Annotated in this window: 19 protein-coding genes; 8 read left to right on the plus strand and 11 right to left on the minus strand. The window is 62.8% G+C overall.

Annotated elements, in window-relative coordinates; genetic code table 11:
- Positions 1 to 91: 91 nt before the first annotated feature.
- The 5 genes from AC1RME_RS10180 to AC1RME_RS10200 all read right to left on the minus strand — a co-directional run bounded on the left by AC1RME_RS10180 (position 92) and on the right by AC1RME_RS10200 (position 3,088).
- Positions 92 to 874 carry a fimbrial biogenesis chaperone gene (locus AC1RME_RS10180; protein ID WP_192558441.1) on the minus strand — a complete coding sequence of 261 codons (783 nt, stop codon included), beginning with the start codon at positions 872 to 874 and terminating at the stop codon, positions 92 to 94.
- Positions 875 to 897: 23 nt separating this feature from the next.
- The gene (locus tag AC1RME_RS10185; protein ID WP_096822314.1) at positions 898 to 1,398 is read right to left on the minus strand and encodes a Csu type fimbrial protein; all 501 of its coding nucleotides are present in this window, start codon (positions 1,396 to 1,398) and stop codon (positions 898 to 900) included.
- A gap of 4 nt (positions 1,399 to 1,402) precedes the next feature.
- The gene (locus tag AC1RME_RS10190; protein ID WP_102621735.1) at positions 1,403 to 1,939 is read right to left on the minus strand and encodes a Csu type fimbrial protein; all 537 of its coding nucleotides are present in this window, start codon (positions 1,937 to 1,939) and stop codon (positions 1,403 to 1,405) included.
- Positions 1,940 to 1,958: 19 nt separating this feature from the next.
- A complete protein-coding gene (locus AC1RME_RS10195; RefSeq protein ID WP_096822316.1) occupies positions 1,959 to 2,492 on the minus strand; it encodes a Csu type fimbrial protein in 534 nt (177 codons plus the stop codon).
- Between the two features lie 86 nt (positions 2,493 to 2,578).
- Complete coding sequence (locus AC1RME_RS10200) at positions 2,579 to 3,088, minus strand: Csu type fimbrial protein (RefSeq protein WP_493065207.1); 510 nt, start codon at positions 3,086 to 3,088, stop codon at positions 2,579 to 2,581.
- Positions 3,089 to 3,385: 297 nt separating this feature from the next.
- Here AC1RME_RS10200 and zapE point away from each other — a divergent pair, with 297 nt between their 5' ends.
- A complete protein-coding gene (zapE, locus tag AC1RME_RS10205) occupies positions 3,386 to 4,516 on the plus strand; it encodes a cell division protein ZapE (RefSeq protein ID WP_493091080.1) in 1,131 nt (376 codons plus the stop codon).
- Between the two features lie 63 nt (positions 4,517 to 4,579).
- On the plus strand, positions 4,580 to 5,893 hold the full coding sequence (locus tag AC1RME_RS10210) for a protein kinase (protein WP_096822319.1): 1,314 nt from the start codon (positions 4,580 to 4,582) through the stop codon (positions 5,891 to 5,893).
- 56 nt (positions 5,894 to 5,949) lie between these two features.
- Here the strand turns inward: AC1RME_RS10210 and AC1RME_RS10215 are convergent, their stop codons facing one another.
- A complete protein-coding gene (locus AC1RME_RS10215) occupies positions 5,950 to 6,654 on the minus strand; it encodes a YebC/PmpR family DNA-binding transcriptional regulator (RefSeq protein ID WP_493091082.1) in 705 nt (234 codons plus the stop codon).
- A 219-nt stretch (positions 6,655 to 6,873) separates the two neighbouring features.
- Between AC1RME_RS10215 and AC1RME_RS10220 the strand changes: the two genes are divergently transcribed.
- A complete protein-coding gene (locus AC1RME_RS10220) occupies positions 6,874 to 8,280 on the plus strand; it encodes a type VI secretion system Vgr family protein (RefSeq protein WP_493091084.1) in 1,407 nt (468 codons plus the stop codon).
- A 3-nt stretch (positions 8,281 to 8,283) separates the two neighbouring features.
- Here the strand turns inward: AC1RME_RS10220 and AC1RME_RS10225 are convergent, their stop codons facing one another.
- Positions 8,284 to 9,681, minus strand: a complete 1,398-nt coding sequence (locus AC1RME_RS10225) for an FAD-dependent oxidoreductase (protein WP_493091142.1) — start codon at positions 9,679 to 9,681, stop codon at positions 8,284 to 8,286.
- Positions 9,682 to 9,747: 66 nt separating this feature from the next.
- Positions 9,748 to 11,073 (minus strand): MFS transporter, encoded by a 1,326-nt coding sequence (locus tag AC1RME_RS10230; protein ID WP_096822322.1) that lies wholly within the window; start codon positions 11,071 to 11,073, stop codon positions 9,748 to 9,750.
- 270 nt (positions 11,074 to 11,343) lie between these two features.
- Here AC1RME_RS10230 and AC1RME_RS10235 point away from each other — a divergent pair, with 270 nt between their 5' ends.
- Positions 11,344 to 12,243: a LysR family transcriptional regulator gene (locus tag AC1RME_RS10235; RefSeq protein ID WP_007951543.1), complete on the plus strand. Its 900-nt coding sequence runs from the start codon at positions 11,344 to 11,346 to the stop codon at positions 12,241 to 12,243.
- On the opposite strand, the gene AC1RME_RS10240 is transcribed toward AC1RME_RS10235, so the two are convergent.
- Entirely contained in the window at positions 12,213 to 13,073 is an 861-nt protein-coding gene (locus AC1RME_RS10240) for a LysR substrate-binding domain-containing protein (RefSeq protein ID WP_493091086.1), read from the minus strand. The genes AC1RME_RS10235 and AC1RME_RS10240 overlap by 31 nt on opposite strands.
- A gap of 113 nt (positions 13,074 to 13,186) precedes the next feature.
- Between AC1RME_RS10240 and AC1RME_RS10245 the strand changes: the two genes are divergently transcribed.
- From AC1RME_RS10245 to AC1RME_RS10255, 3 genes are all read left to right on the plus strand, one after another.
- Positions 13,187 to 14,296 (plus strand): 2-aminoethylphosphonate--pyruvate transaminase, encoded by a 1,110-nt coding sequence (locus AC1RME_RS10245; RefSeq protein ID WP_096822325.1) that lies wholly within the window; start codon positions 13,187 to 13,189, stop codon positions 14,294 to 14,296.
- A 57-nt stretch (positions 14,297 to 14,353) separates the two neighbouring features.
- Positions 14,354 to 15,181 (plus strand): phosphonoacetaldehyde hydrolase, encoded by an 828-nt coding sequence (phnX, locus tag AC1RME_RS10250; protein ID WP_493065158.1) that lies wholly within the window; start codon positions 14,354 to 14,356, stop codon positions 15,179 to 15,181.
- Between the two features lie 190 nt (positions 15,182 to 15,371).
- Positions 15,372 to 15,926 carry a cytochrome b gene (locus tag AC1RME_RS10255; protein ID WP_096822327.1) on the plus strand — a complete coding sequence of 185 codons (555 nt, stop codon included), beginning with the start codon at positions 15,372 to 15,374 and terminating at the stop codon, positions 15,924 to 15,926.
- Here AC1RME_RS10255 and AC1RME_RS10260 read toward each other — a convergent pair.
- Together AC1RME_RS10260 and AC1RME_RS10265 are read right to left on the minus strand one after the other, a co-directional pair.
- Entirely contained in the window at positions 15,923 to 16,831 is a 909-nt protein-coding gene (locus tag AC1RME_RS10260; protein WP_493091088.1) for a 1-aminocyclopropane-1-carboxylate deaminase/D-cysteine desulfhydrase, read from the minus strand. The genes AC1RME_RS10255 and AC1RME_RS10260 overlap by 4 nt on opposite strands.
- A gap of 41 nt (positions 16,832 to 16,872) precedes the next feature.
- Positions 16,873 to 18,909: an oxidoreductase gene (locus tag AC1RME_RS10265; RefSeq protein ID WP_096822329.1), complete on the minus strand. Its 2,037-nt coding sequence runs from the start codon at positions 18,907 to 18,909 to the stop codon at positions 16,873 to 16,875.
- A gap of 205 nt (positions 18,910 to 19,114) precedes the next feature.
- On the opposite strand from AC1RME_RS10265, the gene AC1RME_RS10270 reads away from it, so the two are divergent.
- Entirely contained in the window at positions 19,115 to 20,245 is a 1,131-nt protein-coding gene (locus AC1RME_RS10270) for a nitrilase-related carbon-nitrogen hydrolase (RefSeq protein WP_493091090.1), read from the plus strand.
- Positions 20,246 to 20,248 lie beyond the last annotated feature (3 nt).

Genomic DNA, 20,248 nt, shown 5'->3' on the forward strand with positions numbered 1-20,248 from the left:
CAATGGACTGGTTCCTCCTGAAACCGCTGTTGCCCGCCGGCCAATCGCTTGCCTGGCGGCCCCGCACTACCCGGCCCGCAGGCCGCCATCGCTACTTCGCCGGAGCGATGCTCTGCACTTGTGCTGCGCCATTGATCCGTCCCGCCAGTTCCCCCGCCACAGGTCCCGGCGCCGGCCAGCGCATCACCGCGCCGGGCAAGACATAACCCAACAGCCCTTCCGCCAGCGGCTTGCTCTGCCCGCCCTGCTTGAGCGCAACGTCGGTCAAGCGCGCATGCACCGCGCCCTGATTGCGCACCTCCACATAAGGCCGGCCATCCACCGCCACCGTGCGCCAGCTCAATTGCGGCAGGCCGATGCCTTTGGGATCACGCTGACGGGTCGTGTCTTCCTTGCTCCACAGCCCCGCGCCGTAGGCGAACAGGGGCACCGAATAGCGCATCTGGAAGCGGATCGCGGCGGCGGTTTTCCCGGCGTCGGCGGCAGGAGGCTGGGCCGAGGGAATTTCGTCGATGATGATCCGGTAGGCCAGTTCCTGGCCGGGCGGGACTTCTCTGGTCCGGGTCAGGCGCACCAGTTGCTTCTGCCCCGGCTCGATCTTCGCCACCGGTGGACTGCCGATCACGTCACGCTGGTTCTGGTATTGCTCCTGGAAACCGTTCTGGCTCCAGCCGAACACCCTGATCTGCAGGTTGGCGGTTTCGCTGCCACGATTCTCCAGCCACAGCGCACTGGCCTGCTGATCGGCTTCGAGCACCGGATCGATCGGCCAGATCAGCACCGAACTGGCCGCCTGCGCCTTGACCGCAGCGAGCAGAGCCCACATCAACATCGCGCAACGCACGAGCCATGGCCGTGACGTGATAAACCCCATAAACCCGCTCCTTGTGCCTTGCATCACCACGACAGCTGCACCTGCAACACGTCGCTGTATGTCCCCCCAGGCTGATTGCCCGGCAATTGCACCTGACCGTAGATCGGCAGGCTGATGTTGTTGGCGTCGCTATAGGCGACCGCCACGGTCTGGCCGATGCCCAGACTCTGGCTGTAGGCCGCATCGCGAAACAGCGCATACGCCACCTTCGCACTGCCGCCACTGATCTGCATTCGTCGCCCGCCGCTGTTGTACTGACCGCCATCGACCGTCATGTTCAGCGTCACCCCCGGTGTGCATTGCAACTGCACGCCACCGGTCAATGCCACTTGCACCGTGCCGGTGGCCAGGGCGGAACTCGAGCCGAAATTCAGCCCGCCATAGTTCGACACGCCCCCCACCACCAGGCAGCCCGGTGTGATCGTCGCGCTGACCTGAAAGCTCTGGCTGGTCACCGCTGCCAGCGGCAACGGCACAGCCCCCGCGCACAGCACCAGCAGCGCCGCACAGCCATGCCGGCCCATGGCACTAGAACGTCAGTTCAACGGAAATGGTGTCGGTGTAAGTGCCCGCCGGCAGGCCGGCCTTGCCCACCGCCTGACCATAGATGTTCACGGTCTGCGCCACACCGGTGCTGGCGGCGAGGTTGATCACGCCGTCGATGGCCAGCAATTGCGAGTGCCCGGCATCGGTGTACAAGTCGTAAGGCACATAGTTGGCGACACCGTCGTACAGCGCGCGGGTGCCACCGGGCGACAACCCGTCATGGGCACCGGCCCGCACTTTGACCGTCGGCGTGGTGCCGGCAGAGCAGAGAATCGACAACGCCCCGCCACCGCCGCCCAGCACTTGCCCGGTGGCCGTAGTGAACAGGCTGTTGGCGGTGCCGAAGTTCAAGGCACCGAAGTTCAGGCCGGAGGACCCGCCGGAACCATTGACCTGGCAACTGCTGATCAGGATCAGGCTGGAGGTGATCTGACCGGTGACCGTGGTAGCGGCGTTGACGCTGGAGGCCAGCGTCAGGCCGAGCAACGACAAACCTATCCTTGATGCAATCGTACGCATGGTGTCCTTCCTCTACGGTTTACCAATCGAGCGTCACCGTCAGGGTGTCGGTGTAGACACCCACCGGTACCGCACGGGTGTTCGCCACTACCGTGCCAAATACCGGGATGGGTATCTGCGCGCCGCTGGTGACAGCGAAATTGTGTTGTTGGCCGATGCTGTAGCTCTGGCTGCCCGAGGCATCGAGAAACAGTTGATAGGGAATGGTCTGGCGACCGTTGCTCAAGCGCCGGGTGCTGCCGTCGCCATGGGCGCCACCGTCGATGGTCACGGTGAAACCGGTCACTGAAGGATTGCAGGCCACGTTGAGCCGGCCGCTGCTGTCATTGGCCAGGCTGGCCTTGATCGGCGCATTCCAGGTCGGGCCCTGCTGGCCGAAATCGAGTTTGCCGAAATCGCCCACCGGGCTGGCGATGCTGGACGAATTGGTCACCTCGCAGCCGGCGATCAGAATCAGCCGCGCGTGAATCTGCCCGTTGATCGCGGCTTGCGCGTCCTCGGTGAGCAACAGCAATGCGCCTGTGGCGACTACCAGCCAGTGCTTGCCTGTCATTGCGTCCCTACTCCTTCTGATCCTTCAGCATCACTCGACCTCTGCGTTCGTCATTGAACGTCGATTTCCTGTTGCATCCGGCTCGATCACCAGGTGACCGTTACCTTGACCAGATCCGAATACCGGCTGACACGCGGAACTTCGGCCATCCGCTCGATCCGCCCATACAGCGGCAATTCAACCGAACCGCTGTCCGGCACCCTCCCGGTGACCGGCACGTCCACCACCAGCGGCACTCGCCGCGCGGCGTCCTGATACAAACGGTAAGGAATGGCTTTGCCACCCGCCTCGCCTGCCATGTAGCGCACTTCGCCCGTCCCGCCGTGCAGGCCGCCATCGACGCGCAACTGATACGGCGTGTCCGGGTTGCATTCCAGGCGCGGCAATCGCGAATTGATCAGCGCCGCCCCGAGCGGCCCGGCCGGATCGTCGAGGCGCGCCGTGCTGCCGAAGTCGAGCACGCCCAGTTGCTCGATACCGGCTTCGCGCTGCTGGCCGATCAACTGGCAACCGCGCTGCACATCGACGCGCACCTCAACCTGCAAGTCAGCCGCCTGCACCGTTGTTGCGAACCCGCCCAGCAATGCCCAGACCATCCCTGCATTCACTGCCCGTTCCTTGATGGCGACAGCGTCTGTGTCGTTACAGTGTTTCAGGTTAGCAACGGACGCCGATTGCGCCAGTCGATTGGATCCACTGATCGGGCGGGATTTGTTTCGAAAGATTGGCGATCCGGCACGCCAGGACGCTGAAAAAACCTGTACGCGCCGCAGAATGCTGTCCAGAAAAGTCGCCGGCCGATAAAGCGCAGTGGAAGGAAAACTATCCGTCTGGTTACACTACGCCGCCGCGCTCGGGGGGAGCCGGCCTGACGATGACGGAGTGACCTCACCGTGCCCGCCCGACCGCCCGAACGTTCGCGTCTGTCACAACGCCTTTCAGGATTACGCCGCTTGTTCGGCAAGCGAAACCTGGCCAGTGCTGGCCATTGCGCCAGCGCCCAGTCGATTCGCGATTATTTCCGGCACAAAGCCCATGGCCAGGGCTACACCCTCAGCCACAGCCAACAGCGGGTGATCGACTGCATGGCACAGCAGGCCGGCCTGTTGTTCGGCCCTTCGGCGCAAACCCCGCCCAGTCTTTACCTGCACGGCGCCGTCGGACGCGGCAAGAGCTGGTTGCTCGACGGTTTTTTCCAGGCGTTGCCGATCCAGCAGAAACAGCGCCTGCACTTCCATGAGTTCTTCGCCCGCCTCCACCAGGGCATGTTCAGGCATCGCGAACAGGAGGACGCCCTCGGCGCCACCCTCGATGAGTTGCTGCAGGACTGCCGGGTGCTGTGCTTCGACGAGTTCCATGTGCATGACATCGGTGACGCGATGCTCATCACCCGCTTGTACAAAGCCCTGTTCCAGCGCGGAATCCTGTTGCTGGTGACCTCCAACTATCCGCCGGAAGGACTGTTGCCCAACCCGCTGTACCACGCGCGGTTCAAACCGGTGATCGACCTGATCAATGCCCGCATGCAGGTCATGGAAGTCGGCGGCCCCCACGACTACCGCAGCCAGGCGCGCAACCACGCGCATCAACTGTTCACCCAGGGCCATTACGTTTGGCCGGCCACGCCGGCACAACGTCTGGCACTGAACTTGCCACCACGCGATACCGCGCCGCAGCCGTTAGCGGTCGGCAACCGGGTTTTACAGGCGCGTCTGTGCACAGACCGCCGCGTCGCCTTTACCTTCAATGACCTTTGCGAGCAGCCCACGGCCGTGATGGATTATCTGGAACTGTGCCGGCGCTTCGACCAGTGGATCATCGATGAACTGCCGGAACTGGACGCATGCTCGATTGCCGTCCAGCAGCGCTTCATCAACCTGATCGACGTGCTCTACGATCAGGACAAACACCTGACGCTGCTCGGGCAGTTGCCTCTGCACGAAAGCCTGGCCGGCAACGCCATTGACCTGGCCCGCACCCGCAGCCGGCTGGGGCAATTACCGGAAGTGCGTGAACCGGCCTGATTTGCCGTTATCATGCCGCCCATTCCCGGCGTCACTGCGCCCTCTTTGATAGCGACCCATTACATGCACACCCTTGCTCAATTGCGCGCCGGCGAACTGTCGGGCATCACCCGGCTGGACCTGGTCGAAGGCTTGACCGAGTTCCCACCCGAGATCTTCGACCTGGCTGACACGCTGGAGGTGCTCAACCTCAGCGGCAACGCGCTGAGCAGCCTGCCGGACGACTTGCATCGCCTGCGCCATCTGCGCGTGCTGTTCTGCTCCGATAACCGGTTCACCGAACTGCCTGAATCCATGGGTCAGTGCCAGGCACTGACAATGATCGGCTTCAAGGCCAACCGGATTGTCCAGGTCTCCGGCACCGCCCTGCCACCGCGCTTGCGCTGGCTGATCCTGACCGACAACCTCATCGAAACCCTGCCCGCCGAACTGGGCGAGCGCCCGCTCCTGCAAAAACTCATGCTCGCCGGTAACCGTCTGCGCGCGCTGCCGCCATCGTTGAGCCAGTGCCATCGACTGGAGCTGATCCGCATCGCCGCCAACCAGCTGACAGAATTGCCGCAATGGCTGTTGACCCTGCCGAGCCTGACCTGGCTGGCCTACGCCGGCAACCCGCTGGAAACCGAGGCCGACGCCGCCGCACTGGAAGCCACGCCGCTGATCGATTGGTCGACCTTGCGTCTGGAACAACGGCTGGGCGAAGGCGCGTCCGGGGTGATTTCCCGTGCGGTGTGGCAGCCGGCCGGCCAACCGGAGCGCTCGGTGGCGGTCAAACTCTACAAGGGCGAGATGACCAGCGACGGCTCGCCGTTGCATGAGATGAACGCCTGCATCACGGCCGGCCTGCACCCGAACCTGATCCGGGTCGAGGGCCGCATCGGCAATCACCCCGATGGCCAGCAAGGGCTGGTGATGCAACTGATCGATCCGAGCTATCGCAACCTCGCCGCCTTGCCGAGCCTGGCCTCCTGTTCGCGGGATATCTACACCGATGACTGCCGGTTCAGTGCCGATGTCGCCTTGCGCATCGCCAAGGGGATTGCGTCGGTCGCCGAGCATCTGCATGAACAAGGCATCACCCATGGCGACCTCTATGGGCACAACATTCTGTTGAACGATCAGGGCGACTGTCTGCTGGGGGACTTTGGCGCGGCGTCGTTCCATGCCACCACGGACAACCTGGAAACCCGCGCACTGCAACGCATCGAAGTGCGAGCGTTCGGGATTTTGCTGGGGGAATTGCTGGCGCGCATCGACTCGGGTCTGAGTGCGGATCGGCGTGAGGTGCTGGAGGCGCTGGAACAGCGCTGCTGTCAGCCGGATGTGCTGGCGCGACCGGGATTCAGCGAGGTTGTGCAGCAGCTGGAAGCGTTGTAGCCGCTACACCGCCATCGCGAGCGAACTCGCGATGGCGGCATCATTGACGCCGCGGATCAGCCGGCCAGGCCGACGAACATGTCCTGCACGTCGTCGTGGTTGTCGAGGCCTTCGAGGAACGCTTCGACTTCAGCCATCTGCTCGTCGCTCAGGCCGCTGACCGGGTTCTTCGGCTGATAGCCCAGCTTGGCCGACAGCACGGTGAAACCTTGCTCAGGCAGGGCTTTCTGCACCGAGTCCAGGTCGGTCGGGTCGGTCAGGAACAGGGTCGCGCCCTCTTCGCCCGGCTCGAAATCTTGGGCACCGGCTTCGATCGCGGCCATTTCCGGATCGGCGTCCGGGCTGTCCGGCGAGGCTTCGATCATGCCGACGTGGTTGAAGTCCCACGCTACCGAGCCGGAAGCACCCAGTTGGCCCTTGCGGAACGCCACGCGGATTTCCGCCACGGTGCGGTTGATGTTGTCGGTGACGCATTCGACGATCAACGGAACCTGGTGCGGAGCGAAACCTTCGTAAGTCACGCGATGGTACTGAACGGTCTCACCCAGCAGGCCCGCGCCTTTCTTGATCGCGCGGTCCAGGGTTTCCTTGGGCATCGAGGCTTTCTTGGCCTGTTCGACCACCAGACGCAGGTGTGCGTTGGTGGCGGTATCGGCACCGTTGCGGGCAGCGATGGTGATTTCTTTCACCAGTTTGCCGAAGATCTTGCCCTTGGCGTTGGCTGCCGCTTCTTTGTGTTTAACCTTCCACTGTGCGCCCATTACTCACTCTCTTGATCTGTGGCGCCGAGACATCTATTGGCCGACGCGTGGCGCCAAGTTTATACGGCCTAAAGTCGGCAATCGACCAAAAATTCCGTCACGTGTCGACATCTTCTACACACCTTGTAGGGCGATTCTGAAAAACAGGTTTGTCATGACCATTTCGCACTGCGGTTTCGTACCCTCTGTGGCCCGTATGACCCGACAGAGCCCGTCCGAATGCTCAATGACAAGGAAAGTCCCTTCACGCTGACTCTCATCGAGGGTGGCCTGTGCCTGCCGGTACTGCGCTTCAGCGGCCATGAAGGCCTGAACCGGCCCTATCGTTTCGAGATAGAAGTCCTTGGCCTGGCCCCGGCCCTCGCCCCCGCCACCCTGTTGCATCGGTCGGCCTTCCTGCAGTTGAGTGAAGGTCATGGCCTTCACGGCACCCTTCATAGCGCCAGTTGCGAACATCGCGGTGCCCATCGGATCGGTTACCAAGTGGTGCTGGTGCCGCACCTGCAGAGGTTGGAGCAGCAGCCCAGGCGCCGGGTGTTCACCCGATTGAGCGTGCCGGACATTCTCGAACGACTGCTCACCGAACATCGCCTGCCCGCACACGGTTACCGGCTCGACCTGACGGTGGGACACTATCCGCCGCGTCCGTTTTGCATCCAGTACGACGAGACCGACCTCGCACTGTTGCATCGACTGTGCGAGGAAGAAGGCATCCACTATCACTTCGAGCACCGGCCGGATGGCCATGTCGTGGTGTTCGCCGATGACAGCCTGAACCTGCCGCAGCCCCCGATACCCGTGCCCTTCAATCCAGAGAACGAGGCGCGATCCCCCGCCCTCAGCACGCTATTCCTGCGTCACGACGCCGTCACGGCGCAGGTGTCACCCACCGTCCGTGAGCGCGGGCAACCGAGCAACGACGATGAAGCGGCCAATCACGCGGTGACAGGCGTCATCCCCCTGCGAGGATTCCCGCCCTCCGGGCAACGCCACGCCGATCAACGCAGCCGTCGACAGCTGGAACGCCAGCGCTGCCAATACCGCTGCATTCAGGGTCGCAGCGATTGCACGCAATTGCTCAGTGGCCATCTGTTGCAGGTTACGGATCATCCGGTGGGTGCGTTCAACGAGCAGTGGCTGATCACCGAATTGCGCCATCAGGGGCAGCAGCCGTCGATTCTCGAGCCGATGTCCACGCCCCGCCGTTATCACAACGATTTCACTGCACAGCCCTGGTCGACGGAGTATCGCCCGCCGCTGCGGCAACCGCGCCCGAGCATTCCGGGCTATCACCCGGCGCAAGTGTTGGGCTCGCCCGGGCAACCGCCGCAGCTGGACGATCTGGGCCGAATCGCCATCCGTTTGTGGCCCGCGCTGGCACGGAACGCCGACGGTGACGGGTTATGGCTGGCAATTGCCATGGTCGGTGCGGGCGGCCGGATTGTCAGGGAAGCGCTGCCGCGTGCTGGTAGCGAGGTGTGGGTGAGTTTTCTCGACAGCGATCCGGATCGACCGATCCTGTGCCTGGACGTCAGCCAACCTCGCCCGGCGCGCAAAAACCCGGAACCACACGACAACGGCCTGTTGCTCGACTGGCTGCTCAATCGCACCCCGCCTTCGCCCTGACGTTCAACCCTTGTCAGCCTTGCCGGCGGCGGCGGCGAATTTCGCCAGGCGTACATCGAGGTGCCGAGGTCGCCGCCCGTGATCCTCGGCGCGCTCCTTGCGGCGAATGGCGTTGCGCACCATCAGCGAACCGAGATAGCGGATAGGCTCAGGCGGAAAGTAACCCAACGGCCCGTTGACCAGCGGTGAGCGCGTCCACGGATTGTCGAGACCTAGCACCAGCGAGGCGAGAATCTGCCCGCCCATGTGACACGGTCCGACGCCGCTGCCGGAGTATCCGAACCCGTAGAACACGTTGCCGCTGGCACTCATCTGGCCGAAAAACGGCAGGCCGGTGACCGAACGATCCGACGGGCCATTCCACGTTGCGTCGACCCTTACATCGGCGAAGGCCGGGAAAAAATCGTCGAGGCTGCGCTTGAGCAACCCGGCGTAAGGCGATGGTTGATCAAACACCGGCAGCATCCGCCCGCCGTAAGCGAAGGTGTTACCGCCTTTGCCGAGCATGATCCGGCCGTCCGGGGTGTTGTGGTAGTAGTGAACGAAAATCCGCGAATCAAGCACGGTCACGCCGCTGGTCAAGCCGATTTCCTGCAACAGCTCCGGGCGCGGCTCGGTGATCAGCATGTCGCTGGAGACAATCGCCACGCTGCGTTCGAACTGCGGGAATGCACGGGCCATCCAGGCATTCATCGCCAGCACCACGCGGTCGGCGACCACACTGCCGCTGGCCGTCTGGAGACGCGCCGGACGCCCTTCCTCCAGTCCCGTCATTGCAGTGTTTTCGTGGATTTTTACGCCCAGTTGCAATGCTACTCGCCGCAGCCCACGCACCAGCTTGCCCGGCTGCACACTGGCGGCAGCCGGCGAGAACCAGCCTTCCAGATGCTTGTCGGAACCGGCCATGCGCTGAACATCGGCAACCGGACGTTGGGTGAACGAGTTGATACCGTTGCGCTCAAGCGCCGCAATCACCGCATCGGTCGAACCGCATTGCGCACGATTGGTGGCGGTATAAAGCGTGCCGTCCAACCGGTAATCGGCATCGACGCCGTACTGCTCGCAGAACTCGCCGATGGCGTGGATGCTGCGTTCGGATTCCTTGACCAGCCGCACCGCTTCCTCGACGCCGAACAGCCGCTCGAGGGTGAAATACTTCGCCGACCATGACAGCGCACAACCGCCATTGCGCCCACTGGCACCGGCGCCGCAGATGTCGGCCTCGATCAGCAACACCTCGAGTTCGGGGTTCTGTTGCTTGAGCATGATCGCCGTCCACAAACCAGTGTAACCGCCCCCGACGATGCACACGTCGGTGCGCACTTCGCCTTGCAGCGGCGGGCACGGTTCGGACGAATCGAGTTGCAAGGCCTGCTCCAGCCAAAACGGTCTCATGAAAATTCTCCAGTCAGTCGGCCACGGCACAGCCTGCCGCGAATGCCGCAGCAGGCCGCGAGGCAAGGGTTTTCAGTTACGCAGGGGTTTGATCGTCAGGGCCCGATTGGGCACATAGGCACGCGGTTCCATGACGCCGACCGGGCGGCTGTTCCAGTGTGGAATCAGCACCAGCGCCGAGAACAGCGCACAACCGGCGAACACGATGAACACCGTCACCGAATCGAAGTAGCCCGGCAGCAAACCACCGAGCACCGCACCGACCGAGCCGCAGCCGTTGACGAATCCGGCGGCGGTGGCGCCGGCCTTGGCCTTGCCGAAATCGATCGCGGCCGCGCCGCTGATCATCGAGTCCGGGCCGTACAGGGTCAGGCCCATCACGAACAGCAGCGCCACCACCAGCATCACGCTGCCGGTGTGCAAGGCGCCCATGAACAGCGCCAGGGTTACGGTCAGCGCCAGCAGGCTCAGTACGCAGGCCGGCATGCGTCGGGCGCCGAACAGTTTGTCCGAGGCCATGCCGATCATGATCGGGCCCAAAAGACCTGCCAGTTCAAACGAGGTCGGAATGATCGCCGCGCCGACCTTGCCCACGGTGGGCATCTGCTCGAAGACGATCACCGGGCCCCACAACAGAATCGCGTAGCGCGCCGGTTTCAGCAGAAAGTACGCCAGTCCCAGCACCAGCACCGTGCGGTTACGGAGGATTTCCTTGAGCGGTTCCCAGACGCTGAGTTTGCTGTTGGCTTCGGCTTCCTCGGCACTGATGACCGGCTCCGGTTCCACCGCCGGCAGGCCGACATCTTCAGGTTTGTTGCGCTGAAAGATGAAGAACAACACCGCCACCGCCGCGACCACCGCCGCACTGGAAATGAACGCCGCGTGCCAGGTGCCGACCAGCGTGTACGCCCACCAACCGGCGAACGGCGAGGCCACCAATCCACCGAAGGCGTAGCAGGAACTCCACAACCCGAGCACTCGCCCGCGCTGTTCCGAAGGGAAAAAACTACCGAGGTTCTTGCACAACCCCGACCAACCGGTGGACTGCGCCAGGCCCTGAATCAACATGCAGGTGGCGAAGATCGGCAAGGTCGCAAAACTGCCCATCACCAACGCCGCCGCAGCGGAAATCAGCAACCCACCGAGCACCACGACCCTTGGACCAAAGCGGTCGGCGAGCATGCCCCAGGTGAACTGGCCAATGGCGTAGGCCGCCAGGTAAATCGCGTCGAGGTTGGCCATGGCCATTTTGTCGAGCATGAAGGTGGGGTCTTCGGCGATGCCCAGTTTGGCCACCGAAAAGGCTTTGCGGGTGAAATAGAACGCGGCGTAAGCGAGCCAGGTGACAGCGAAGATCTGCATGCGCCAACGCGCAAGGGTGCCGATGTGCTTGTTCATTGTGGTTCTGACCTCAGGGTGTGAGTGTGCCGGCAGAATCGTTAAGTAAACGCCTGTGTTTTTTATTGTTGAGCACTGCGATATCACCCCGTCCCTTCGGCGATACCGGTCAGATGAGTCCTGGTGTTGCACGCACAGGCTCATGGCCAGCGTCGCTGCCCGACCGGGCAGTCAGCGTTGGCGTGAGCCGATCAAAGCAATTACTGTTTAATAAATAAAATCGATTTATCGTATTTCACACATAAGCTCAGCTTGTTAATGGAGTCTGCGATGTCTGTTTCCCACGCCCAGCTCAAAGCCTTTCACGCCGTGGCCGTGCACGGAAGCTTCACCAAGGCCGCCGAGCGGCTTTATCTGACGCAACCGGCGATTTCCGATCAAGTGCGCAAGTTGGAAGAACGCTTCGGCGTGTTGCTGTTCCATCGCAACAAACGCTCGGTGCGCCTGACGGATCTGGGCGAACGCCTCCTGGCAATCACCCAGCGCCTGTTCGTGGTCGAGGCCGAAGCCCAGGAGTTGTTGCAGGAATCCCAGGCCCTGCAGACCGGCAGCCTGATTCTGGCGGTGGATGCGCCGGTGCATGTGTTGCCGCAGATCGCCCGGTTCTGCGAGCGCTACCCGGGGATCAGCGTGAAGATCGAAACCGGCAACACCGATGAATCGCTGTTTCGCCTGTTCAACTATCAAGCCGATCTGGCGCTGCTCGGGCGCGATGTCAGCGATGAACGCCTGCTGTGCGTGCCGCTGCGCAACGATCCGATGGTGGCGTTCGTCTCGCGCCATCATCCGTGGGCCGAGCGTGAATCGATCTGCCTGGAAGATCTCGACGACACGCCGCTGGTGCTGCGCGAACACGGCTCGGTGACCCGCCAGACCCTGGAAGAAGAAATGGCCCGCGCCGGGTTCCGCATCCGCCCGGCGATCCAGGTCGAAGGCCGGGAAGCTGCGCGGGAAGCGGTGGTCGTGGGAATTGGCGTGGGCGTGGTGTCGGCGGCGGAGTTTGGTGCGGACTCACGGGTCTGTGCGCTGCCGATCACCGATTGCACCCGGCGCTTGACCGAGACATTGGTGTGCCTGCGGGAGCAGAGTTCGCGTCGGGTGGTGGCGACGTTTCTCGAGATGGTGCGCGAGAGTCTTGTTCAGACCGGCGCCAATCCGAAAAACGCCTGAATCAAGCGCAACTCCCGCCGCCGCTCCACGCAGCCGATCATGTGCCGATTGACCAGCCCCTCGCCGGCAATCGGAATCGCCACCACCCGCGGGTCATGGCTGACTTCAACCGATGACACCACGCCAACCCCCAATTCAGCCGCCACCGCTTCCGTCACCGCCTCACGGCTGTCCAGTTCCAGCAACACCCGTGGATTGACCGACGCCTGCGCACAGGCCTGATCGAAGGTGCGTCGGGTAATCGAACCCGGCTCGCGCAAGACCATGATCACCTGATCCAGCTCCTTGAGCCTGACTTCGCCGCTGCGTTTCGCCCACGGATGCCCGGCCGGCACCAATGCGCAGATCCGCGATTCGCTCAGCGCTTGCAGATGCAGGCCCTTGCGCGGCTCGACTTCGGTCAGCACCGCCACGTCCGCATGTTCGGACAACAACGCCGCCAACGTTTCCTGAGCGTTGCCCAACCGCAGGTTCACCGTGATCCCGGGGTACCGTGCCCGCAGGCTGGCGAGCATCGGCATGACCATGTGCGGACCGTCCGCCGCCACCTCAAGTCGCCCGGTGAGCAACTGCCGGTTGGCTTCAAGCAGCGCCTGGGCCTCTTCGGCCATGCCGAACATCGCCCGGGTGATCGCCGCCAGTTTGGTGCCCTCCTCGGTCAGCTCGACCCGGCGCGCCGTCCGTCGCAATAAGGTGATCTGGTAATGCTCCTCCAGCGCCTTGATGTGCCCGGTGACCGCCGGCTGGCTGATGAACAACCGCGCGGCGGCACGGGTGAAGCTGCCTTCCCGGGCCACGGCGTCGAAGGCGCGGAGCTGGAACAGGTTCATGAATAACCCTCACTGATGGCTGGCATAACAACAAACAATTTGATTGATGATCCGCCGAATTGCAACGTATGCCCCGTAGCTTCATCCCACAGCGCTATCGCGAGGACACACGAATGAGTACTGCCGCACCCATCCTGCTCACTCCCGGCCCGTTGACCACCTCGGCCCGCACCCGCCAGGCGATGATGGTCGACTGGGGTTCATGGGATGACCGCTTCAACCAATTGACCGCCAGCCTGTGCGAGCAACTGCTGGCCATCCTCAACGGCGCCGACAGCCACCACTGTGTGCCTTTGCAGGGCAGCGGCACCTTCGCCGTCGAAGCCGCGATCGGCACCCTCGTCCCCCGCGACGGCAAGGTGCTGGTGCTGATCAACGGCGCCTACGGCAAGCGTCTGGCGAAAATCTGCGAAGTGCTGGGCCGCTCGTTCAGCACCTTTGAAACCGCTGAAGACGAACCAACCACCGCCGCCGACGTCGACCGCCTGCTGCGCGCCGACAGCGACATCACCCACGTCGCGCTGATCCACTGCGAAACCAGCACCGGCATCCTCAATCCACTGCCGGAGATCGCTCAGGTCGTCGAGCAACACGGCAAACGCCTGATCATTGATGCCATGAGCTCGTTCGGCGCCTTGCCGGTGGATGCGCAAAAAGTCCCGTTCGATGCACTGATCGCCGCTTCCGGCAAATGCCTGGAAGGCGTGCCGGGCATGGGCTTCGTGTTTGCCCGCAAGGAATCCCTGGCCGCTGCCGCCGGCAACTCCCATTCGCTGGCGATGGACCTGTTCGACCAGCACAGCTACATGAAGAAGACCGGCCAATGGCGCTTCACCCCGCCGACCCACGTGGTCGCGGCGCTGCACGAAGCCCTGCTGCAATACAACGAAGAAGGCGGCCTGCCGGCACGGCATGCGCGTTACGCCGCCAACTGCCAGGCGCTGATGGAGGAGATGGGCAAACTCGGCTTGCGCAGCTTCCTGCCCGCCGCCATCCAGGCACCGATCATCGCCACGTTCCATGCGCCAAAGGATCCGCGCTACCAGTTCAAGGACTTCTACGAACGGGTCAAGGCCAAGGGATACATCCTCTACCCCGGCAAGCTGACCCAGGTCGAAACCTTCCGCGTCGGCTGCATCGGCCACGTCACCCCGGCGCAGATGCGTGAAGCCGTCTCGGCAGTCGGTGAAGTGCTGCGCGAGATGGAAGTGCTCGACATCTGACTCACCCGGCCCGCTCCCCCATTTGAATTGCATTGCCCACTCAGGAATTTGATTGCCATGAACTACAACAACCCAAGCAAACTGCAAGCCGCCATCCTCGACTGGGCCGGCACCGTGGTCGATTTCGGCTCTTTTGCACCGACCCAGATCTTCGTTGAAGCCTTCGCCGAGTTCGACGTCCAGGTGTCCATCGAAGAAGCTCGCGGCCCGATGGGCATGGGCAAGTGGGATCACATCCGCACCCTGTGCGATCAGCCGCAGGTTGCCGAGCGCTATCGCAAGGCGTTCGGCCGCACCCCGACCGATGACGACGTGACCGCGATCTACAACCGTTTCATGCCGCTGCAGATCGAAAAAATCGCCGAGCACTCGGCGCTGATCCCCGGCGCACTGGAGACCATCGCCAACCTGCGTCAGCAAGGGATCAAGATCGGCTCCTGCTCGGGCTATCCGAAGCAAGTGATGGACAAAGTCGTGGCACTGGCCGCCAGCAACGGCTACATCGCCGACCACGTCGTGGCCACCGACGAAGTGCCGAACGGCCGCCCATGGCCTGCTCAAGCGCTGGCCAACGTGATTGCGCTGGGCATCGACGATGTCGCCGCCTGCGTGAAAATCGACGACACCGTGCCGGGGATTCTTGAAGGTCGTCGTGCCGGGATGTGGACCGTGGCGCTGATCTGCTCCGGCAACGCTTTGGGCCTGGATTACGAAGGCTACCGCGCACTGGGCAGCGACGCGCTGGCCAGCGAACGCAAGCGCATTCACGCGCTGTTCGAAGGTTCGCGTCCGCACTACATGATCGACACCATCACCGATCTGCCGGAAGTGATCGCCGACATCAACAAGCGTCTGGCCAACGGTGAAATGCCGCAAAGCAGCTGATAACGCAGCCTGCGGCAAACAGAAACGCCAGTGTCTGCGCGACACTGGCGTTTTTTTATGGGCAAACCCCTGATTTCGCGCAATGAAAGAGTTTTTAGACACGCGCAAATCGGCCAAAGCGGATTACAGTTAAAGCATGCCGTCGCTCAAGAACGGCACGTTTCGACCCTGATCCGTGAGGAAATACCGTATGCCGTGGACAAGTTCCGAATCACGCTACAGCACCGTGTCAGTCCTGTTGCACTGGTTGATGCTGGTGTTGTTGGTGCTGGTGTATGCCAGCATGGAATTGCGAGGCATCTTTCCCAAGGGCAGTGGTGGCCGCTCGCTGATCCGTGAAGCGCATTACATGCTCGGCCTGACCGTGTTCGTGCTGGTGTGGTTTCGCCTGCTGGCCCGCAGCATCGGCCCGGCACCGAAAATCTTCCCGGCTTCACCGCAATGGCAGACCGCACTGGCCCGACTGATGCACTGGGCGCTGTACCTGTTCATGATCAGCATGCCGATCCTTGGCTGGCTGATTACCAGCGCCGAAGGTCATCAAGTGATGTTCTACGGTTTCGACCTGCCGTTGCTGGTGCAAGAGGACAAAGCTTTCGCCAAACAGGTTGAACACTGGCACGTGTTGATCGGCAACATCGGCTACTGGCTGATCGGCCTGCATGCTCTGGCGGGGCTGTATCACCATTATGTGGTGGGCGATAACACACTGCTGCGGATGATGCCCAAGCGCAACCAGGTTTAGCCATCGAATCCACGCCGGCCCTGCAAGCCGCCGGTGTGGATGAAGATCAGTCGCGTTCCACGGGCAAAGCGGCCCGCCTCGATCTGCTGTTTGAGCGCCAGCAAGGCCTTGCCGGTGTACAGCGGTTCGAGGGGAATGCCGCTGGCCAGTTCAGTCTGTGCGATGAACTCAAGCAACGGCGCATCGACTTTGGCGAAACCGCCACGGCTGGCGTCGATCAGTTCGTAGCCTGCGATGTCACCGACAATCGCCTCGACGTTGGCCGCGACGCCGTGATCGTCGGGTACGGCCATGGCGCCATACACCGGGTGTTTACCCGCCTCCGCCAGAACCAGTCCCGCGAGCGTGGTGCCAGTGCCGCACGCCAGCCACCAACCGTCATGGTCGTCCCAGCCGAGCTTGCCCAGTTGCTCACTGACCTGATCCTTGAGTGATGCGCAACCCTGCGCACCCGGCAAACCACCGCCACCTTCGGGCACAGGATGCAGCGTCGGATATTGCGCCAGCCACGGCTGCCAGAACCCCGGCTCATGCCGTGCCCGGTAGCCACCAAAACCGAGCCAGTGCAGCTGCATGTCAAAATCCTGCAGATCCCTGACCGTCGGCGTGTCCTGCGGATGCCCGCGCAGCAAACCGACCGTTGCGAATCCCAAGCGCTTGCCCGCAGCAGCCAGTGCATGCAGATGATTGGAGTGCGCACCGCCCAGGCTGATGATGCCTTCGGCGCCCGCACGGTCGGCGGCTTTGAGGTGTTCGACGAGTTTGAACCACTTGTTGCCGCTGATCAGCGGATCGATCCGGTCCAGACGCAGAATCGCGACTTCAATGCCGGCGGCAGTGAGCCAGTCCAGATGAAGGGGTTCGAGGGGGGCTGGGGCCAGCCAGTCGGTGGGAGGCAGAAACATGAAGGCCGGCTCTGTGCAAAGAGCCGGCATTCTAGGGTGGATCAGAGCTCGGCGGCCAGACGCGAACCCTGATTGATCGCACGCTTGGCATCCAGCTCGGCCGCCACATCGGCGCCGCCGATCAGGTGCACGTTCTGCCCGGCTGCCACCAGCCCTTCTTGCAGCTCGCGCAGCGGATCCTGACCAGCGCAGATGACGATGTTGTCCACCGGCAGCACTTGCGGCTCGCCGGTTTCACCGATGCGGATGTGCAGGCCTTCGTCGTCGATCTTCAGGTACTCGACGCTGTTGAGCATCTGCACCTGCTTGTTCTTCAGACCGGTACGGTGAATCCAGCCGGTGGTCTTGCCCAGACCGTCGCCGACCTTGGATTTCTTGCGTTGCAGCAGGAACACGTCACGGGCCGGTGCATGCGGTGCAGCCTTGATCCCGGCCACACCACCACGGGCCTCGAGGTGGGTGTCGATGCCCCACTCTTTCCAGAACGCAGCGCGATCCTGACTGGTGGCCACGCCTTCATGGACGAGGAATTCCGACACGTCAAAACCGATACCACCGGCACCGATCACCGCCACCCGCTTGCCGACCGGTTTGCGCTCGAGCAGCACATCCAGATAGCTCAGCACTTTGGCATTCTCGACGCCCGGAATCGCCGGCAGGCGCGGTGCAATACCGGTCGCCAGGATGACTTCGTCGTAACCGCCCTCTACCAGTTTCGCCACATCGACTCGGGTGTTCAGGCACACCTCGACGTTGGTGGTCTGCAACTTGCGTTTGAAGTAGCGCAGGGTTTCGTAGAACTCTTCCTTGCCCGGCACACGCTTGGCGACGTTGAACTGACCGCCGATTTCACTGGCCGAATCGAACAAGGTCACCTGATGCCCGCGCTCAGCGGCAACAGTGGCGGCAGACAGACCGGCAGGGCCGGCACCGACCACGGCAATCTTCTTGATCTGCTTGACCGGCAGGTAATTGAGCTCGGTCTCGTGGCAGGCACGCGGGTTGACCAGGCAACTGGTGAGCTTGCCACCGAAAGTGTGATCGAGGCAGGCCTGGTTGCAGCCGATGCAGGTGTTGATTTCGTCGGCGCGGCCTTCGGCGGCCTTGTTGACGAAGTCCGGGTCGGCGAGGAACGGACGCGCCATCGACACCATGTCGGCATCGCCTTCGGCCAGGATCTGCTCGGCGACTTCCGGGGTGTTGATGCGGTTGGTGGTGATCAGCGGAATGCTCACCGAACCCCGCAGCTTGGCCGTGACCTTGCTGAACGCCGCCCGCGGCACTTTGGTGGCGATGGTCGGAATCCGCGCTTCGTGCCAGCCGATACCGGTGTTGATGATGGTCGCGCCGGCCTGCTCGATGGCTTTGGCCAGGGTGACGATCTCTTCCCAGGTGCTGCCGCCTTCGACCAGGTCGAGCATCGACAGACGGAAGATGATGATGAAGTTCGGGCCGACCGCTTCACGCACCCGGCGAACGATTTCCACCGGCAGGCGCATGCGGTTTTCGTAGCTGCCGCCCCAGCGGTCGGTACGGTGGTTGGTGTGGGCCGCGAGGAACTGGTTGATGAAGTAGCCTTCGGAACCCATGATTTCCACGCCGTCGTACTCGGCGGTCTGGGCCAGTACCGAGCAGGTGACGAAATCGCTGATCTGTTTCTCGATACCTTCCTCATCCAGCTCTTTGGGCTTGAACGGGTTGATCGGCGCCTGGATGGCGCTCGGGGCCACCTGTTTCGGGCTGTAGGCATAACGCCCGGCGTGGAGGATCTGCATGCAGATCTTGCCGCCCGCCTCATGCACGGCGCGGGTGACGATGCGGTGCTTGAGCGCTTCTTCCTCGGTGGTCAGCTTGGCTGCACCGGAGTACACGCCGCCCTCGTCGTTCGGGCCGATACCGCCCGTCACCATCAGGCCAACGCCGCCACGGGCGCGCTCGGCAAAGTACGCCGCCATGCGTTCGAAACCACCCGGCTTCTCTTCAAGGCCGGTGTGCATCGAGCCCATCAGGGTGCGGTTGCGCAACGTGGTGAATCCCAGGTCCAGCGGGGCCAGCAGGTGCGGGTAAGTGGCGGTCATCGGTAACTCCACAGCGAGCGATCACGGAAAATGCGGGAGCTCTGCGTCCCCCGTCAGTCATGTTCGACAGACTAAGAGTCGCATCGCTGTCACTCAATGACCGTAACTGACAAGTTATTGATCCAAATGCGCAGCGCCCCTTGGCAAGCGCAGGCATGGGCCCTACCCTAGTCGCACACCCTGTACCCGGCTGTTGTTGGATTTCATGCGCAAACTTTTGTACCTGACCTTTTCCATGGCGCTTGTCGCCGCGCTTACCTTCTACGCCATGTGGGCGGCTGACCGCCCGGCCGGTCATTACCTGTCGGACCTGCGGATCAAACTGGCGGTCGATCAGGGCACCCGAGCCGACCGTGGCAACCTGCTGGGGATTCAGCCGGAACTGTTCCCGACCGACTATCAAAGCTCCGAACGCCTGCACCGCAAGCTTGCCGCTTATTTGCAGCAGGCTCAGGATCAGGGTTTGCTCAATGAAAAAACCATCGTGGTGCTGCCCGAGCATGTCGGCACCTGGCTGATGATCAGCGGCGAGAAAGACGAGCTGTACCAGGCCCCCACCCTCGCCGAAGCGATGAACTGGCTGGCCGCCAGCAACCCGTTGCAATTCGCCCGCGCCTGGCTCACCGCCAAGGGCAGCAGCCGTCTGGATGACGCCCACTTGCGGATGAAATCCAGAGACATGGCCAAGGACTATCAGTTGCTGTTCGGCGGTCTGGCCAAGGAATTCCACATCACCCTGGTGGCCGGCTCGATCGTGCTGCCGGAACCGAACATCATCGACGGCCGGCTCAAGGTCGGCAGCGGCGCGCTGTACAACACCAGCGTGGTGTTCGGTCGTGACGGCGCCCCGCTCGGTCAGCCACAGCGGCAGATGCGCCCGATCTTCGATCAGGATGACACGACACCCTCCAACGATGTCTCCCGGATCAATGTGATCGAAACTCCGGCCGGGCGCCTCGGCGTGCTGATCGGCAACGACAGCTGGTACCCGGACAACTATCGCAGACTCGACGAGCAAGGCGCGCAACTGATTGCGGTGCCCGCGTTCGTCATCGGTCATGGCGTGTGGGATCTGCCCTGGCAGGGCTACAGAGGCTTGAACGCACCAGACTCGGTCAGCCTCAAACCGGGAGAGGTCAGCGAAGGCCAGGCCTGGCACCGCTTGACCCTGACGGCACAACCACCGGGCAGCCGGGCGATTGCCGGCATGAGCGTATTCCTGCGCGGACAGTTCTGGGACAAGCCGAGCTCCGGGCAGAGCTTCCTCAGCAGCAACGGCCAGCAGTTCGCCGACGGTGACGCCCGTGGCGCGCGCTTGCTGAACCTCTGGTTGTAAACC

Source organism: Pseudomonas sp. GW822-FHT03F08 (genome assembly GCF_058801265.1).

What these genes read in the sequence shown, in the direction of transcription:
- AC1RME_RS10180 (WP_192558441.1), bottom strand. Translation starts at nt 874, where the DNA reads ATGGGGTTTATCACGTCACGGCCATGGCTCGTGCGTTGCGCGATGTTG.
- AC1RME_RS10185 (WP_096822314.1), bottom strand. Translation starts at nt 1,398, where the DNA reads ATGGGCCGGCATGGCTGTGCGGCGCTGCTGGTGCTGTGCGCGGGGGCT.
- AC1RME_RS10190 (WP_102621735.1), bottom strand. Translation starts at nt 1,939, where the DNA reads ATGCGTACGATTGCATCAAGGATAGGTTTGTCGTTGCTCGGCCTGACG.
- AC1RME_RS10195 (WP_096822316.1), bottom strand. Translation starts at nt 2,492, where the DNA reads ATGACAGGCAAGCACTGGCTGGTAGTCGCCACAGGCGCATTGCTGTTG.
- AC1RME_RS10200 (WP_493065207.1), bottom strand. Translation starts at nt 3,088, where the DNA reads ATGGTCTGGGCATTGCTGGGCGGGTTCGCAACAACGGTGCAGGCGGCT.
- AC1RME_RS10210 (WP_096822319.1), top strand. Translation starts at nt 4,580, where the DNA reads ATGCACACCCTTGCTCAATTGCGCGCCGGCGAACTGTCGGGCATCACC.
- AC1RME_RS10215 (WP_493091082.1), bottom strand. Translation starts at nt 6,654, where the DNA reads ATGGGCGCACAGTGGAAGGTTAAACACAAAGAAGCGGCAGCCAACGCC.
- AC1RME_RS10220 (WP_493091084.1), top strand. Translation starts at nt 6,874, where the DNA reads ATGCTCAATGACAAGGAAAGTCCCTTCACGCTGACTCTCATCGAGGGT.
- AC1RME_RS10230 (WP_096822322.1), bottom strand. Translation starts at nt 11,073, where the DNA reads ATGAACAAGCACATCGGCACCCTTGCGCGTTGGCGCATGCAGATCTTC.
- AC1RME_RS10235 (WP_007951543.1), top strand. Translation starts at nt 11,344, where the DNA reads ATGTCTGTTTCCCACGCCCAGCTCAAAGCCTTTCACGCCGTGGCCGTG.
- AC1RME_RS10240 (WP_493091086.1), bottom strand. Translation starts at nt 13,073, where the DNA reads ATGAACCTGTTCCAGCTCCGCGCCTTCGACGCCGTGGCCCGGGAAGGC.
- AC1RME_RS10245 (WP_096822325.1), top strand. Translation starts at nt 13,187, where the DNA reads ATGAGTACTGCCGCACCCATCCTGCTCACTCCCGGCCCGTTGACCACC.
- phnX (WP_493065158.1), top strand. Translation starts at nt 14,354, where the DNA reads ATGAACTACAACAACCCAAGCAAACTGCAAGCCGCCATCCTCGACTGG.
- AC1RME_RS10255 (WP_096822327.1), top strand. Translation starts at nt 15,372, where the DNA reads ATGCCGTGGACAAGTTCCGAATCACGCTACAGCACCGTGTCAGTCCTG.
- AC1RME_RS10260 (WP_493091088.1), bottom strand. Translation starts at nt 16,831, where the DNA reads ATGTTTCTGCCTCCCACCGACTGGCTGGCCCCAGCCCCCCTCGAACCC.
- AC1RME_RS10265 (WP_096822329.1), bottom strand. Translation starts at nt 18,909, where the DNA reads ATGACCGCCACTTACCCGCACCTGCTGGCCCCGCTGGACCTGGGATTC.
- AC1RME_RS10270 (WP_493091090.1), top strand. Translation starts at nt 19,115, where the DNA reads ATGCGCAAACTTTTGTACCTGACCTTTTCCATGGCGCTTGTCGCCGCG.